This is a genomic window from Nostoc sp. DedQUE05 (assembly GCF_034530955.1).
GTDB lineage: Bacteria > Cyanobacteriota > Cyanobacteriia > Cyanobacteriales > Nostocaceae > Nostoc.
This window is the reverse complement of sequence record NZ_JAVRCB010000008.1, coordinates 181277-195651: the sequence shown is the minus strand read 5'-3', so window position 1 is coordinate 195651 and position 14375 is coordinate 181277. Positions and strand designations below refer to the sequence as shown.

Sequence of the window (14375 nt, the reverse complement as noted above, 5' to 3'; positions counted from 1 at the left end):
TTCCTGAGATTTACGCTTGTCATTATGTCCTAATCTACCTGGCAACTGCTATATCTAAAACACAACTTTGGTATTCTAGCTTAGAAAACCGTAGCGATCGCTCTTGCCTCACCGAACCAGTCTCCAGTTTAAATATGCATAATGTCGTCTAGCTTTAGTTGTAAATTTGGCAAGACACCAGAAGAAATAGTATCTCCTAAGCGATATTGTTGTTGCTGGTACACACCATTAACTAACTGACAAATCGTAAATGTTGGTTGTTTAGGATTGCCGATAAACTGCAAACCACCCAAGCCACGAAAGTCCACAATCCAATATTCTGGGATGTTAAGAAAAGCGTATTCTTCCACTTTTCTTGCATAATCATCTTGCCAATTAGTACTCACAACTTCAGCAACAAGTTTGATTGTATTGCCGTTACAAATTATTGGTTCTTTTTGCCAAAGTGGTTCTTTACTAAGTTCTGCTTTATCTAAAACAATTACATCAGGACGCAGTGCTGTGGCTTCAGCCGCAGGCGGTTTAATTAGACAAGTTTTTGGAACTAGCCAGTTGAAATTAGAATTAAAAATTTCGACATAGATTCTACCAGCAATACTACCAGCAACAGCTTCGTGTGGCCCTGTAGGTTCCATGTCTCTTAGTTGTCCGTCGATTAATTCGTAGCGTGTATTATCGCCATATTGAGCTATAAATTCCTCGAAGGTAAGCAGTTTGGGCGAGGTATAGGTCATTATGTCTTGTTTTGACTTGACGTAAGCTGATTATACAGCATTGCTATGCCCCTACAGCATAGTCTGCGATCGCAGGATAATTAATAAAATCCTAAAACAATCCATTTTTTAATTTATATTACGATGCTTTTATACAGCATGAAAGCCCTACAATCATAGTTTACAAAGGACTATAAAATGTTTATATAGATTACTCTTACCAAAAACAATTAACATTCTTATTTTTTAGCAAAAAAATCTATATTATTAAAACAAAAGTATATTTAATAATTTATTTTTGTAGGTTGGGTTACGCTAAAGCGTAACCTACACATTTTTATTTTTTAGCCTTAATCCAAGTAGTATTACAAAGCGATCGCCGTATTTAAATAGCACGACAATACAAATACTAAACGGTTTGTCTTCAAACATCGTCCCCGATTTCCAGTTACCATGCCCTTGGAATGGTAAATGCCATAGTTTTTTCATTAATGAGAAAATATTCATGAGATACAAACTCTTGGGTAAAAGCGGGTTAAGAGTCTCTGAACTCTCCTTGGGAACCATGACCTTTGGTGAAGATTGGGGTTGGGGTGCATCTGTTGACGAAAGTCGGAAAATCTTTGATAGCTATGCAGAAGCAGGCGGAAATTTCATTGACACCGCCAACGGTTATACCGATGGTAGCAGTGAAAAAATTGTTGGCGAGTTGATTGCTAAAGAACGCGAACGCTTTGTAGTTGCGACAAAATATTCCTTTCCCTTGCGGATGAACGATCGAAAGGGTGACCCTAACGCCAGTGGAAACCATCGCAAAAATTTAATTCAGTCTTTGGAAGGTAGTCTCAAACGGTTGAATACTGATTACATTGATTTATTCTGGTTGCACGCTTGGGATTTCACAACACCAATTGAAGAAGTCTTGCGATCGCTTGATGATGTAGTGCGTCAAGGTAAAGTACTTTACATCGGCATTTCTGACACACCCGCTTGGATCGTTTCCCAAGCAAATACCATCGCCCATTATCAAGGATGGACGCAGTTTGTCGCCCTGCAAATTGAGTATAGTTTGATTCAGCGAACACCAGAACGAGATTTGCTACCGCTAGCTAAAGCCTTCGATTTAGCAGTAACACCGTGGTCGCCCTTGGGTGGTGGTGTGTTGACAGGTAAATATAATCAGTCTCCTCAAGGAGGCGCTGAACAAGGGCGACTCGAAACTTTGGGTGGAGGTATTTCTGAGAAGAATTTAGCGATCGCTGAAGTGGTAAGTCAAGTTGCAGCAGAAATTGATCGTACACCTTCACAGGTAGCATTAGCTTGGTTACGCGCTCAAAGTGGTGTGATTATTCCGATTATTGGCGCACGTAAATTATCGCAGTTTCAAGATAACTTAGCTTCAATAGAAGTCACACTTTCGCCAGAACATCTGCAACGGTTAGATGAAATCAGTCAAATTGAATTGGGTTTTCCCCATGACTTTTTGCACAATGACATAATTCGCGATCGCCTTTTCGGTGGTACATTCAATACCATAGAAAACCATCGTATTTAACTAACAGTTATAAACAGTAACATATTCAGGCATTAATTCAATCCATCGTCAGAGAGTTTCGCCAAACCAAACAATTCTGTAAAGTTGAATTTAAAAGGCATTAACAACGTAGAATCATGAGCGACAACAGCATTACATCACGTTTGTACCCTACCCGCATTGACATTCCCGCCGAAGCGCGAGTGCAAATCGTAGTACTTCTCAACCAAACTTTGGCAGCTACTTCCGATCTAAAAACCCAAGCAAAGCAAGCGCACTGGAATGTTAAAGGTACTGACTTTTACCAGTTACACTTATTATTTGATGAACTTGCTGGGGAATTGGAAGGATACATCGATATGGTGGCTGAACGTGTCACAGCTTTAGGCGGATACGCTTTCGGAACAGCCCGCGCCGCAGCTAGTAATTCCATCCTGCCAGAATACCCCTTAGATATTTTGGATGGTAAAGACCACGTAACAGCTCTGTCAGATCGTTATGCATTATATGCTAAACATCTCCGGGAAGCGATCGATAAAAATGATGAATTAGGCGACCTCGATACCGCCGATCTTTACACCGAAATTTCTCGCGCCATTGACAAACGACTCTGGTTCTTAGAAGCTCATCTGCAAGTAGCAGAAATTAAAGGAGAGAATGGTAAAGCGGCTGCTACTAAAACTCAGAAGATTCCTGCTGGTGTAAAGTAAGCACTTCTGAGAAAAGTAGTCTTTCGTAAATCTAATAGTATCTTTTTGGTAAGTACGTCACTTTTAAGTGCGTACTTTTCATTTATATGTATATACTTTACTATTGAAATAGTTAAAAACTAGGTCAAAAAATTCACAAATATCTTCGACAAGTAATACATCAAGATTAATGCTTCAACTTGAAGAAGTTATTAGGTTACTGAAAATAAATGCTAGTTCAATTCTGATTCCTAACTATTGTACAGATGCGATGAATTGCGTCTCTAAATACTCATTAACAACGAGGTAAATTTATGTCTCAAAATACAATTACCCACCTAATTCACGATCGCAATGCCCGTGGTCATGCGAAAATGGGCTGGCTCGATAGTTATCACACATTTTCTTTCGGTAGTTTTTACGATCCCAACCGCATGGGATTTCGCTCTCTGCGAGTAATTAACGACGATCGCATCGCCCCTGGTGCTGGATTTCCTACCCATAGCCATCGTGACATGGAAATCCTCACTTATGTCTTAGAAGGTGCTGTAGAGCATAAAGACAGCTTGGGTACTGGCTCGGTAATTCGCCCTGGTGATGCCCAAATTATGAGCGCTGGTACTGGAATCAGCCACAGTGAATTTAATCCTTCACCAACTGAACCACTACACTTACTACAAATCTGGATTCTTCCCGAACGAGAAGGGTTAGCACCAAGATATGAACAAAAAGCTTTTCCTCTAGAAGAAAAGCTTGGCAAATTACGCTTAATTGCTGCTAGAGATGGGCGCGATGGTGCTGTGACAATTTACCAAGATGTTGATTTATACACATCTGTTTTAGAGTCAGGTGATGTTGTTAATCATCAAGTTAAAAGCGATCGCTATGCCTGGTTACAAGTAGCCAAAGGCATAGTTAACCTAAATGGCGAAGAACTCAGAGCAGGTGATGGTGTACAAATCAACGGCGAAGAACAGTTAGAAATTAGCACCAACATCGGCGGCGAAATCTTGCTTTTCGATTTAGGCTAATATCTCTTTTCTCTGTAAAAGGCTCATCTAAATGAGCCTTTTACTCAGAATATTACGTTACGAATTAAGTATGTTTGCGTGTTCAGTGAAGGTAAAGAAAATCACTGGAAATGCTAGCAGAATGTCTCAGAGTGCTTGGTGCAGATCCAGATTCTTTGGTTTAGGATGTGCTTTGGGGTGAATTATGGCGATCGCAATCTCCGACAACCAAGCCACAAGTCTAAAAAACTGGTGAACGAGTATCAAAGACTCATTAATGGAGTTCAGAACCTCTTTAATGAGTATCAAAGACTCATTAATGGAGTTCAAAGCCTCGTGGATAATAAGTAATCAATAATTGCTTGTACTTTCTTTGTATGCGGAGAATTTAGTTGTTGGAAGATATTGATAGCCTCATGTAAATAGCCCATGCCCACGGAAAAGCTTCTTTTTATAGCGACTATTTGTCCAAGCATCATCAGAGAATACCCTTGACCTTCAGTATCATGGATTTGCCGTGAAATTTGGAGGGCTTTTTCACATAAAGCTATTCCTTGATCAACTTGCCCTTGTATAATATGTATATGAGCTAAATTATGTAACGATGCTGACTGTCCTTTTAGGTCTCCAATGCTCTCTTTTAATGTCAGAGATTGTAAAATAAAAGGTACAGCTTGATTAATTAATCCTTGTGATATATAAATTTGAGCAATGTTGTTTAGCGTCACTGCCTGATTTTTAATATCTCCTAATTCTTCCATTACTTGAATAGATTTTTCATATAAAGAAATTGCTGCCTCAAAATGCCCATTTAATGTATGGATATAAGCGATGTTATTAAGGCAAACTGCTTTATATCTAGGTTTTTGAGTTACAACTACTTCTTCTTCAATTCTATTAGCAGCTTCTAAAGCTTTTTCGTAATATTCAATAGCTTCATCTAGTTTACCTTGCTGTGTATAAATAATTGCCATTCCATGAGAAACCATCATTAAATTTTCATAGTTATTAATTTCCTGAGAAATTTTCCAAGATTTTTTATTAAAGTAAATGGCTTGTTTTTGTTTACCTGTCTCAATATAAATAATGGATAAATTATGTAGGATTGTTGCCCTTTGTTTTTTATTATATAGGGGGCATAGCTTTAAAGCTTTATGATAGTGGTACAATGCGTTTTTAGTATCACCAAGTTGTTTTTCTGCACGCGCCAGTTCATTCAAAATACTCCAATCTTTAAAAATTTCTAAAGTAACTTGACAGATATTAACCGCATCACGATAGAGGCTCAATCCTTGTCTAAAAAAGGCAAGAGCAGAACAAGTTTCAATAGCTATATTTTTTTCTCCACCTAATAAAGCCAATCTATGAATTTCAATACATTTATCTTCTGTTAGATTACCTTCTGTTTCTACTCGCCAAATTTGATTGAGGATCTTTACAGCTAAATTGTATAAATTTTTATCTTGTATTAAAAGTAGGGGCAAAATGCGTGGCACTCGTAACGCCTCATCATGATTCACTTCCAACAGCCCCAACGCCACCGCCCGATTAATATAATCTTCCAAATTGGGGATATTCTCACAAACTGCGGCTAAAGCTTCCCTCGGTACTGGCAACTCAAACACCAAACCCCGTGACAACATCTCCTGCATAATCGTATCCATCTGTTCCAGCAACGCCTCTGCTAAAACTTGCTCTCGCAACTCCACCGGATCTGCTGCTAACCGATTCAAAATTGCCGCCACATCAACACTTTCATCATTCCCCCTCCTCGCCTGCGGGGAGGGGGTTAGGGGGTGGGGTGCTAACAATTTATCCAACCATTCCAGCAAGCGGGGATTCCCATCAGCCAACTTCTGCGCCTGGAATTTTAACGCCTCATCCACCTGAGATTTAGCACTAAAGGCTGTGAGGCGACTAAACTTTTTTTGCAAATCTGCGCCTTGCAGTGCATCCAACGGCTGTTTATAGAAATGCTGCAACTGAGTAAATTCAAAATCGTAACGGCAAGTAATAATGATGCGGTGGGAAGTAAAATTTTCTCTAATTGCCCAAACTACAGCTTTCATTACCTCTGCTGCTTCCGTTTGCAAACGACCTAACCCCCCTAACCCCCCTTCCCTACGAGGGAATGGGGGAACTTGACTCCCCTCTCCGCTTCGGAGAGGGGTTGGGGGTGAGGTCAATTCTAAATTCACTTCAAAGTCATCCAGCACCAACAAAATCGGCTTTGCTTCCTCATGCAACTGCTGAAAAACTCGCCGCAGCCGAAATCTCAATTCTTCATCGTAATTTTGTAGGCTTTTGCGTTGTTCGTTGTCATCTAACTTTTCCGCCAAGCGATTCACCAAACTCGCTTCATCGATTCTCCCCACCCAGACAACGCGCTCAAAATTCGGCAGTCTGTCGCACAGCCTAGCTGCTAAACTACTTTTACCCAAACCGCCCATTCCATGAATCAACACCCCAACTTCATCGCTTGGTTGACTCAGCACCCGTAAACAACTTTGCAATTGCCGACGACGACCAACAAAACTCTCCCGCGTCGGGACTTTCACCTTACCCGCAGGATCTAAAAACTGGGTAGAAACAGAAAGCGGTGGTGCTGGTTTCCGTCCGCGAGTCCGCAAAGGTGTAACTAATGAACTTGGTAAATTACCTGCTGCATACACCCGCAATAAATGCCAATCCCGCGCCTTGTTCTTAATTAATGCTTGATAAGTACAAGCAACAGCTTCGATGATTTGCTTTCCGGCTGATAATTCCTCATATAATGCGGCTGCTGCGGCTGTAGCATCAGCATCTAAAACCTTTTGACCCCAACCCAAAACCGCTTTTGCACCCGATTTGAGCAATTCTTCAGCCATTGACGGCACAGAACCGCCATTACCAGCTTGCCCAGTGCGACAACCAGAGAGGAAAATGAGTTTAGGCAATCGAAATTGTAATTCTTGGGCGATATCTCCAGCACTGGCATAGAAAGCTTCACCTGTTGCCGTTTCTGTAATAAAGCGAGGTTGCCCATCTTGTAAAGTAGCATGACCCGTCAGGTGTAAAACATCAAAATAATCCCCGTCGTAACCATCGACTAAATAACCCAACTCCGACAAACAGCCGCTTTCTTCCACTGTCAGCGCTAAAGGTTGCCGCTTTGTCGCCTCCAAAATCCGCGCTTCCTCTCCCTCAAAATCCAGTACAGGCTCGACATTCAACGGCGAAGTCGCCATAAACAAAACTTGCAGCGCCCGATTTTCTGCTTCCCCGTCAATGGTCAATTTTTTTACCGTGCTATCCGACACCCACCGCACTGGGACAATAGCCGGGACACGCTGCACTAAAAAACTATTGCCATCGTGCAGCACTTCCCAAGGCAGATGGGCGAGCTTTTCTGTTACGGCGATCGCTAACACAATCCCCTCACGCCGATACTTATCTAGCAAGGGTTGCAGCCAGCGATCGCTCCCATCCAACCAGTTATACAACCGCCGTCCAGTTACCGTATAATCCTCTGGGAAAAACGAAACGTAATAATCTCTCTCAGCCAACTTAATCAAGTCGGCGACTTCTGTTAAACAGAGCGATCGCTTTTCGTACTTGTTTGGATTATCAATAAAGTAACGTAGCTCTACGTAATTCTCATCAACTTGTTTGAGGTCGAGGTGGAGGGTTTGCACGTTCTCAATCTTGAGACTTCAGTATTTACCCCAAGTCTACCACCCCCAATTCCGTCTCTACGATTCTAAAATTTGGCGAATCTCTTCCAGGGTTGCATCCTCTAAAAGAAGTCGCCTGCCATTGCGCCCGACAATCAACACCTTTTCAATTCTTTTACCAGACTGTTTAGCTTTATACTCTTGATACCACTTGCGGATTTGTTCAGCAATGGCGATCGCACCCCCAACAATACCAACGATGGTAGCAACTGTTGCTGTTACTCCTTCTCTTTCCGGTGCATCTGAACTCACTGCATAGTTACCAGATATACCAGGAATTGCCAAAAGCGCCTCTGTTGCTGCGATCGCATCTTCTCCCGTGATCGCCAACTGAATTTCTGCCATAGTGTTAATCTGCAAGTAACTCCAGGCTTATTTTAAACAACATCCCAAGGCAATTTCTTCTAAAAATTCCTAATTCTTGTTGTAAAGAATGTCTGAAAACCTAAATTTTCGGTTTTTAGTTCTCAATCAACTTACAACAAGGGGCTTAAGCCTCTTGTTTTGTCTTAGTCCACGCAGACGGACTTCGCCTGTGTAAAATGAGACTGTTGGAATATATCCAAATCACGGCTATACTTTCTCATAAAACCACCAAAATACTTGGGGGCAATGGCCAAAAAGTTCTTAGTTTGGGAAAGATATATCAGACTTTAATAACTATTAGAGGTGGCTGTAATGCCGACGATTCATTTTGTAGATGGTGAAAAAGGCGGGGTAGGAAAATCTCTCTTTGCCAGGACAATGATTCAGTATTGTCTGGATAAGAGAATCCCATTTGTACCAGTGGAGACAGATAGATCAAATCCAGATGTCGCAGGGGTATATAAGGAGATATGTAAATATGCAGTGTTTAGTGAGAATGAAAGACAGGCAAATAAAGCAGATAGAATATTTGAGTGGGCAATAGAGAAGCCAGTAATTGTGAATTTATCTGCACAATCGCATAGAGCAGTACAAGGGTGGATTGAATCTAATCAATTACTTGAATTAGGAAGTTCGCAGGGAGTTCTGTTTTGCAAATGGTTTGTATCGACAGGAGGATACGACAGCATCAACCTGTTTGCTCAGTCAGTGAATACTTACGGTGATAAAATCCCTCATATTCTGGTGAGGAATTTAGGGCTGTGTGATGATTGGGAGCATCTAGAGTCAGACTCCAACTATCAGAACATAGTAAATAAATATCAGATAAAAGTTATAGATTTTCCGAAGTTAGCATACAGAGAAAGAAACATAATTGACCAAAATCGCCTGACTTTTGCAGAGGCTAGAGAATATAAAGAATTTGGGATAATTGGAAAACAGAGAATAGTGAATTTTCTGAAGCTTGCTTATGGTGCTTTTGAGAAAGTAGGTATCTGGTATGAAAAAGTTGAGTAGGAGTCATTAGTCATTTGTCATTTGTCATTAGTCATTGGTCATTTGTCATTGGTCATTAGACCTCTTACATAAGTCGAATAGATCCCCCTTAATCAATCCCACCTTATAAAGGGGGGAAACTTAAAATCTTGCCCCCTCCCCTTTATAAGGGGAGGGTTGGGGAGGGGTGATTTAAGGATTTTTGCAAGAGGTCTATTAGTCATTAGTCATTAATACTCATGACTTTGAACAAATAGCAGGAGATTGAATGGGGGTACGATGGCGCACCCACCCGCTGTAAGCGATCGCTTGGCAAATTTGACTACAATTCTTAGAAAGAGTAGCAAAAACCTAAATGTCTAAAAAGTCCGATTCTCAGTTTCAAAATCTCTTTAGTTCACCCAAATCAACCAACTGGGACGAAAGATTAGCCCAAATAGCCTATCGCTTTAACCGAGAATATCAACGTGAAACCTTTGAACTCCCAGCAGAAGTACAGGCGATGCCGATATTTAGCGAGTGGATTGCTGGGAGTTTCTCAGGAAGAATTGCTTCCCCTTTTTGGGAAATTGCTAAACCTCAAAAAAATCAACACTGTATAGATATTGGCTGTGGGATCAGCTTTTTAATCTATCCTTGGCGGGATTGGCAAGCGTTTTTTCATGGGCAAGAAATCAGTAATGTGGCACGCGATACCCTGAATTCTCGCGGGCCGCAGTTGAATTCTAAGCTGTTCAAAGGGGTTGAGTTGGGAGCAGCTCATCAGTTAAACTACCCATCAGAGCAATTTGATTTAGCGATCGCCACCGGATTTAGCTGCTATTTTCCCCTCGAATATTGGGATGCCGTACTACTAGAAGTCAAGCGGGTGTTAAAACCAGGTGGACATTTTGTATTTGACGTTCTCAATCCAGAACAGCCTTTAGCGGAAGATTGGGCAGTTCTAGAAACCTATTTAGGGGCTGAGGTGTTTTTAGAGCCTTTGGCTAAGTGGGAAAAAACAATTAAGGCCGCTGGTGCTAAAGTCGTAACGCATAAATCAGGGGAATTATTCGAGTTATACAAAGTGCGGTTTTAAAAATACTATTACTCAGGGATAACTGGACTCATTGGATCTAAAGAAGTTGTAAAAACAAAATAGATTACCCCAGTTCCGAGAATCATCACAGCGAGACTGAACAGCAACACCCATCGGTCTGTTGGTTCGTAAGTATCTTCTTCGATATCACGACGGACAGCAAAATAATGTACTGTTGACAGCCACACCGTGATTAAACCCACCAGCGAGAAGACTAAACCTAACTTCCAGCCGTTGCCAGGACGGGGTACTAAAGGTACATGGAAGGCACGCAGACGCACAATGACGACACCAAAACCTAAAAGAGCGATTCCTGTCCGCATCCAAGCGAGGTAGGTACGCTCATTTGCCAAGTGATCTCGGATTCTAGACGGATTCAGTCGTCCTGGCTTTTTTTTATCTTTTTCTTCTTCTGTAGGTTTCAATTTTAACTGCATCAATAACACCCTTATCCCCAAAGCGGCTCCGATCAAAAAAATGCGAAGGTAGTAGAAAATCTCTTTCCAGATGACTTGCACCCAGCACAATAGTTGCGCTACTGAAATATGCCTGTTGTGATTGTACATTTTTTCCAAAATTAATTTTAATGCAGATATCAAAATAAAACAAGCCTAAAATTGAGGATAGATAAATTCAAAAAAAAAGAGCCAAGATCAGAGAGATGTTTCACCAGTGTTTGTCCTGTTCTTCTCTGATTTTGGCTGTCACCCTATTTAAATTCAGAACAATCATTCAAAAATAGACTATGCAGTTCTATTTCAAGACTGATTGCTAGGCGCATTAGGAACTCGTGTATTTATTAGATCCTGCGATATATCTGGGATAAACCAGTTAGCCTTTTTGCTGTTAACAACTTTTACAGTCGGGACATTCAATTCAATCGCAGCAGTATCTGGATTCCTCTTAATTACCAGCTGAGTTCCATCAAGGATCTTCAGAGCCGCCGCTCCTGTCAATTCTTCACCTTGTCCATTAGGACTAGAGGTGAAATTTTCTACCTGGACATCATTCGGTAGATAGATGCCATCACAATCCCAGTTATTTTTAGTGGATTGACCATCAGCTAGAAAATATAGACCATTCTCGTATACGGCATCTTCATCTTCTTCATCATTTGGTCTTTTACCGTATACCGCTATGGTATTACCTGTTTGGTTGTTGCATTGACCCCAATTGATTCCCGTCTCTAAAGCATATTTTTGCAGTGTTAATTCCTCGGTTCTTTTTTGAATTTCTTCTGGTGTCAGACCTTCAACTTGAGTTTGGGCATCTTTTGTCTGAGAGAGTTGCTTAAGAGCTTTAGTGACTTCGATATAATCAGGGTTTTTGCTAAATTTTGGTCTATCAGCAAAAGAAGGTTGAGCAAAGGCTAGATTAGCGACAATCATTAAGACAATTAGCAGAGATTTCCAGATTTTCATGTTTTGATTCCTGTTGATGGGTAAGATATTTTGCCGTTGAGAATTTGTTTTGCTCAGAAAATTGATGATGCACCTCTTTATTAGACACTTAATTTTTCTTGTTTTTCACTTGACGGCTGAGTATTGAAACCTAAAACTAATGAAAATATATAACTAGAAACTACAGATAAAAGAGTCCAAGTAACATTTTCGGTGACAATAAATACGCCCAAACCAATCAAGATACAAGGGACAAAAGTATTGCCATTTTCAGTTAAAAAGTTGGCGATCGCAGGCAAGTAGGTTAACTTGTAAGCGGTATAACACCATACACTCACTAGAGTAAAGAATACACCTATAATCACCAGCAGACTGTCTAATTCTGAGTTGGCAAACAAGGGCACATAGACGCTAATATTATCACTGCCATTAGCAAAGGCGATCGCGGCTACATTGCAAGTTTGTGGAGAAATAAAACTCCTAACTATAGAGGGACAAGACGGCTCGGTTTCTTCTTCAGCTTGCTCAGATGAATCCTCTTCGCGTTTTAGTAAACTGCTCACACCAATGATTATTGGCATAAAACCTAGTAGTCTAATCCAGTCCTGCGGTATGATTAGTCCACCGAAGAAACCGGGAAGGCTAGCAACGATCAATGCTGCAAAACCGAGATACTGACCAGCAAGGATGTGACGACTGCGAAACGTTTTACTTATTTGTGAAAAAAACAACGTCAGAATGACAATATCATCGATGTTGGTGGCAGTGAATGCGGTAATCCCTGTGGTAATTGCAGTTACTAAATCGTTCATTTGTGGATGTCCTTATGTTCGTGCTTGGTAATTAGGCATGGGGCATTGGTCACTTACAAAGGACAAATGACAAATGACCAATGACCAATGACAAATGACTAAGTAAAAAGCTTTGATTTATACTTTAGTCAAACTAACCGATAGAATCAAATGCTTTTATTTGTCAAAATGATAAATGAAAGTGATTAAAATTTTGACATTAAGTCTTAGGGATACGATAAATGGCTGGAATGACGCTTGAGCAGCTAAAAATATTTCTAGCTGTGGCGCAGAACTTACACTTCACTCGCGCAGCAGAGGAGCTTTATATTACACAACCTGCTGTCAGTGCAGCGATCCACAACTTAGAGCAAGAATATGGTGTGAAACTATTCCATCGGATTGGTCGCCATATCGAGATTGCTGAGGCGGGTAAATTACTGCAAGTGGAAGCGCAGAAAATTCTCGATCAAGTTTCCTTGACAGAAAGAGGATTGCGAGAATTGAACAATCTGCAACGGGGTGAATTGAAATTAGGGTCGAGTCTGACAATTGGTAACTACTGGCTACCAAGTAAAATTAGTGAGTTTAAGAGCCAATATCCTGGTATCCAGATTGACTGTACCCTTGCCAATGCAGAAACGATTTGTGTCGGTACAGCGATGGGACAGTTTGATTTAGGTTTGGTGGAAGGTGATGTGAAGCCAGCGCTTCAGAATACTCTGGAGTACGAAATAGTAGCGAGCGATCGCTTACAAATTGTAGTTGGTCAAAAACACCCTTGGTTTGAGTGGGGAGAAATTGATTTAAGCCAATTAACTCAAACTCCTTGGGTGATGCGGGTGCCAGAATCTGGAACCCAACAAAGGTTTGAAGAAGCGTTGCAAAATTGGGGGATCAACCTCAGCGAACTGAATGTAATTTTAGTGTTCGCCAGTGGTGAGATGGCAAAAGCCGCAATTGAAAATGGAGTAGGCGCAACTGGAATTTCTGAGTTGATGGTAAAAAAAGAAATCCAGCTAGGAACTCTGCGGGCAATTCGAGTTATTGATAATAGAGAAGTCAACAGTGCGATGACTAAGGCAGGCTATGCCTACGCAGAAATAGTTCGACCTTTTTTCAAAATCAAGCATCGTCAGCGTTTTCAAACTGCTCTTTCCAAAGTCTTTGAACAAATGTTGATATCGTCTATGGATGGTTCACATCAACATGTATCAGTTATTTAAAGGAGATTGGGCATTGGGCATGGGGAAAGAGGAGCCAGGAGGCAGAAGTTCTACAATGTTTGAATGCGTGAATTTTGAATTTTGAATTTTGAATTTTGAATTGATTTCTCCCCTGCCCCTCTGCCCCCAATCCCCTTCACACCTTCCGCATATTTTTACTGATAGGGTCAAAACCTCTAGAAAACCGCGTACTTTCATCATAGTAAGCGCCAGTCAGATTAGCTCCATACAACTTGGCATAGTTGAGTTTTGCTCCCCGAAGATTTGCTTCATTCAGATTGGCACCGCTCAAATTAGCTCTGGTCAAATTCGCTTTGGCTAAATTAGTTCTACTCAAATCTGCTCCCCAGAGTTTAGCTTTAGCTAAGTTAGCTCCACTCAAGTCAGATCCCCATAAATTAATTCCCGGCAAATCGGCTCCAATCAGCTTATCCCGACTCAAGTTGACGGCTGGAAAATATCTTTCTCCTGCGGCAAAACGCCTTTTTAATTCTTCAGCATTCATGCGTCGCGTTCACCTTCTTTAGCAATATAGAAGTTATTTGTTCCCATTCCTGGCTTAGTTCTCCTGAAAATACTGGTTGACCACTGCGTTGATACCAGAAATGGGCATTGTTCAAATCGCCTTCTTTGCGGTGCAGGTAAGCATGAACCCAGGCACTGTCAGCATCGCTGGCATCTGTAACTATTTCATGAGCTTTGTTCCAATCACCTTTGTTGTCATACCACATTGCTTGCAGCCCTTTTGGTAGTGTCTCAGGGCATGGGCGCTGCTTTTCGATCAATCGCAGAAATTCCTCTGTATTCACGATCGCCACCTAACAAGAATCAAACTTCTATCTCTAAGATACTCCTCAGC

The 14375-nt window shown here is 41.1% G+C and carries 15 protein-coding genes; 6 read left to right on the top strand and 9 right to left on the bottom strand.

Annotated features, from left to right (window positions below; translation table 11 throughout):
* Positions 1-128: 128 nt before the first annotated feature.
* The gene (locus tag RMZ42_RS08510; RefSeq protein ID WP_322670991.1) at positions 129-734 is read right to left on the bottom strand and encodes a Uma2 family endonuclease; all 606 of its coding nucleotides are present in this window, start codon (positions 732-734) and stop codon (positions 129-131) included.
* 306 nt (positions 735-1040) lie between these two features.
* On the bottom strand, positions 1041-1202 hold the full coding sequence (locus RMZ42_RS08505) for a hypothetical protein (protein WP_322670990.1): 162 nt from the start codon (positions 1200-1202) through the stop codon (positions 1041-1043).
* A gap of 16 nt (positions 1203-1218) precedes the next feature.
* Between RMZ42_RS08505 and RMZ42_RS08500 the strand changes: the two genes are divergently transcribed.
* The 3 genes from RMZ42_RS08500 (at position 1219) to RMZ42_RS08490 (ending at position 3967) form a co-directional block, all read left to right on the top strand.
* Complete coding sequence (locus RMZ42_RS08500) at positions 1219-2268, top strand: aldo/keto reductase (RefSeq protein WP_322670989.1); 1050 nt, start codon at positions 1219-1221, stop codon at positions 2266-2268.
* 116 nt (positions 2269-2384) lie between these two features.
* Entirely contained in the window at positions 2385-2957 is a 573-nt protein-coding gene (gene dps, locus RMZ42_RS08495; protein ID WP_322670988.1) for a DNA starvation/stationary phase protection protein Dps, read from the top strand.
* Positions 2958-3250: 293 nt separating this feature from the next.
* A complete protein-coding gene (locus RMZ42_RS08490; protein WP_322670987.1) occupies positions 3251-3967 on the top strand; it encodes a pirin family protein in 717 nt (238 codons plus the stop codon).
* Between the two features lie 305 nt (positions 3968-4272).
* Here RMZ42_RS08490 and RMZ42_RS08485 read toward each other — a convergent pair whose 3' ends face one another.
* Positions 4273-7620 carry a tetratricopeptide repeat protein gene (locus RMZ42_RS08485; RefSeq protein WP_322670986.1) on the bottom strand — a complete coding sequence of 1116 codons (3348 nt, stop codon included), beginning with the start codon at positions 7618-7620 and terminating at the stop codon, positions 4273-4275.
* 57 nt (positions 7621-7677) lie between these two features.
* Positions 7678-8004, bottom strand: coding sequence for a hypothetical protein (locus RMZ42_RS08480; protein WP_322670985.1), 327 nt, complete (start codon positions 8002-8004; stop codon positions 7678-7680).
* A gap of 333 nt (positions 8005-8337) precedes the next feature.
* Here RMZ42_RS08480 and RMZ42_RS08475 point away from each other — a divergent pair, with 333 nt between their 5' ends.
* Positions 8338-9042: a mobilization protein gene (locus RMZ42_RS08475; protein WP_322670984.1), complete on the top strand. Its 705-nt coding sequence runs from the start codon at positions 8338-8340 to the stop codon at positions 9040-9042.
* 334 nt (positions 9043-9376) lie between these two features.
* Entirely contained in the window at positions 9377-10099 is a 723-nt protein-coding gene (locus RMZ42_RS08470) for a class I SAM-dependent methyltransferase (protein WP_322670983.1), read from the top strand.
* Positions 10100-10107: 8 nt separating this feature from the next.
* Here the strand turns inward: RMZ42_RS08470 and RMZ42_RS08465 are convergent, their stop codons facing one another.
* The 3 genes from RMZ42_RS08465 to RMZ42_RS08455 all read right to left on the bottom strand — a co-directional run bounded on the left by RMZ42_RS08465 (position 10108) and on the right by RMZ42_RS08455 (position 12311).
* The gene (locus RMZ42_RS08465) at positions 10108-10536 is read right to left on the bottom strand and encodes a DUF202 domain-containing protein (protein WP_322661105.1); all 429 of its coding nucleotides are present in this window, start codon (positions 10534-10536) and stop codon (positions 10108-10110) included.
* 321 nt (positions 10537-10857) lie between these two features.
* Complete coding sequence (locus RMZ42_RS08460) at positions 10858-11520, bottom strand: hypothetical protein (protein WP_322670982.1); 663 nt, start codon at positions 11518-11520, stop codon at positions 10858-10860.
* 80 nt (positions 11521-11600) lie between these two features.
* Positions 11601-12311 carry a cadmium resistance transporter gene (locus RMZ42_RS08455; RefSeq protein WP_322670981.1) on the bottom strand — a complete coding sequence of 237 codons (711 nt, stop codon included), beginning with the start codon at positions 12309-12311 and terminating at the stop codon, positions 11601-11603.
* A 221-nt stretch (positions 12312-12532) separates the two neighbouring features.
* Here RMZ42_RS08455 and RMZ42_RS08450 point away from each other — a divergent pair, with 221 nt between their 5' ends.
* Positions 12533-13516, top strand: coding sequence for a LysR substrate-binding domain-containing protein (locus RMZ42_RS08450; protein WP_322670980.1), 984 nt, complete (start codon positions 12533-12535; stop codon positions 13514-13516).
* A 136-nt stretch (positions 13517-13652) separates the two neighbouring features.
* Here the strand turns inward: RMZ42_RS08450 and RMZ42_RS08445 are convergent, their stop codons facing one another.
* Both RMZ42_RS08445 and RMZ42_RS08440 read right to left on the bottom strand, forming a co-directional pair.
* Positions 13653-14021, bottom strand: a complete 369-nt coding sequence (locus tag RMZ42_RS08445; RefSeq protein ID WP_322670979.1) for a pentapeptide repeat-containing protein — start codon at positions 14019-14021, stop codon at positions 13653-13655.
* The gene (locus RMZ42_RS08440) at positions 14011-14325 is read right to left on the bottom strand and encodes a hypothetical protein (RefSeq protein WP_322670978.1); all 315 of its coding nucleotides are present in this window, start codon (positions 14323-14325) and stop codon (positions 14011-14013) included. The genes RMZ42_RS08445 and RMZ42_RS08440 overlap by 11 nt, the downstream gene beginning before the upstream one ends.
* Between the last annotated feature and the right edge of the window lie 50 nt (positions 14326-14375).

Coding starts and splice junctions, on each gene's coding strand:
- RMZ42_RS08510 (WP_322670991.1), bottom strand. CDS start 734: ATGACCTATACCTCGCCCAAACTGCTTACCTTCGAGGAATTTATAGCT.
- RMZ42_RS08505 (WP_322670990.1), bottom strand. CDS start 1,202: ATGAAAAAACTATGGCATTTACCATTCCAAGGGCATGGTAACTGGAAA.
- RMZ42_RS08500 (WP_322670989.1), top strand. CDS start 1,219: ATGAGATACAAACTCTTGGGTAAAAGCGGGTTAAGAGTCTCTGAACTC.
- dps (WP_322670988.1), top strand. CDS start 2,385: ATGAGCGACAACAGCATTACATCACGTTTGTACCCTACCCGCATTGAC.
- RMZ42_RS08490 (WP_322670987.1), top strand. CDS start 3,251: ATGTCTCAAAATACAATTACCCACCTAATTCACGATCGCAATGCCCGT.
- RMZ42_RS08480 (WP_322670985.1), bottom strand. CDS start 8,004: ATGGCAGAAATTCAGTTGGCGATCACGGGAGAAGATGCGATCGCAGCA.
- RMZ42_RS08475 (WP_322670984.1), top strand. CDS start 8,338: ATGCCGACGATTCATTTTGTAGATGGTGAAAAAGGCGGGGTAGGAAAA.
- RMZ42_RS08470 (WP_322670983.1), top strand. CDS start 9,377: ATGTCTAAAAAGTCCGATTCTCAGTTTCAAAATCTCTTTAGTTCACCC.
- RMZ42_RS08465 (WP_322661105.1), bottom strand. CDS start 10,536: ATGCAGTTAAAATTGAAACCTACAGAAGAAGAAAAAGATAAAAAAAAG.
- RMZ42_RS08460 (WP_322670982.1), bottom strand. CDS start 11,520: ATGAAAATCTGGAAATCTCTGCTAATTGTCTTAATGATTGTCGCTAAT.
- RMZ42_RS08455 (WP_322670981.1), bottom strand. CDS start 12,311: ATGAACGATTTAGTAACTGCAATTACCACAGGGATTACCGCATTCACT.
- RMZ42_RS08450 (WP_322670980.1), top strand. CDS start 12,533: ATGGCTGGAATGACGCTTGAGCAGCTAAAAATATTTCTAGCTGTGGCG.
- RMZ42_RS08445 (WP_322670979.1), bottom strand. CDS start 14,021: ATGAATGCTGAAGAATTAAAAAGGCGTTTTGCCGCAGGAGAAAGATAT.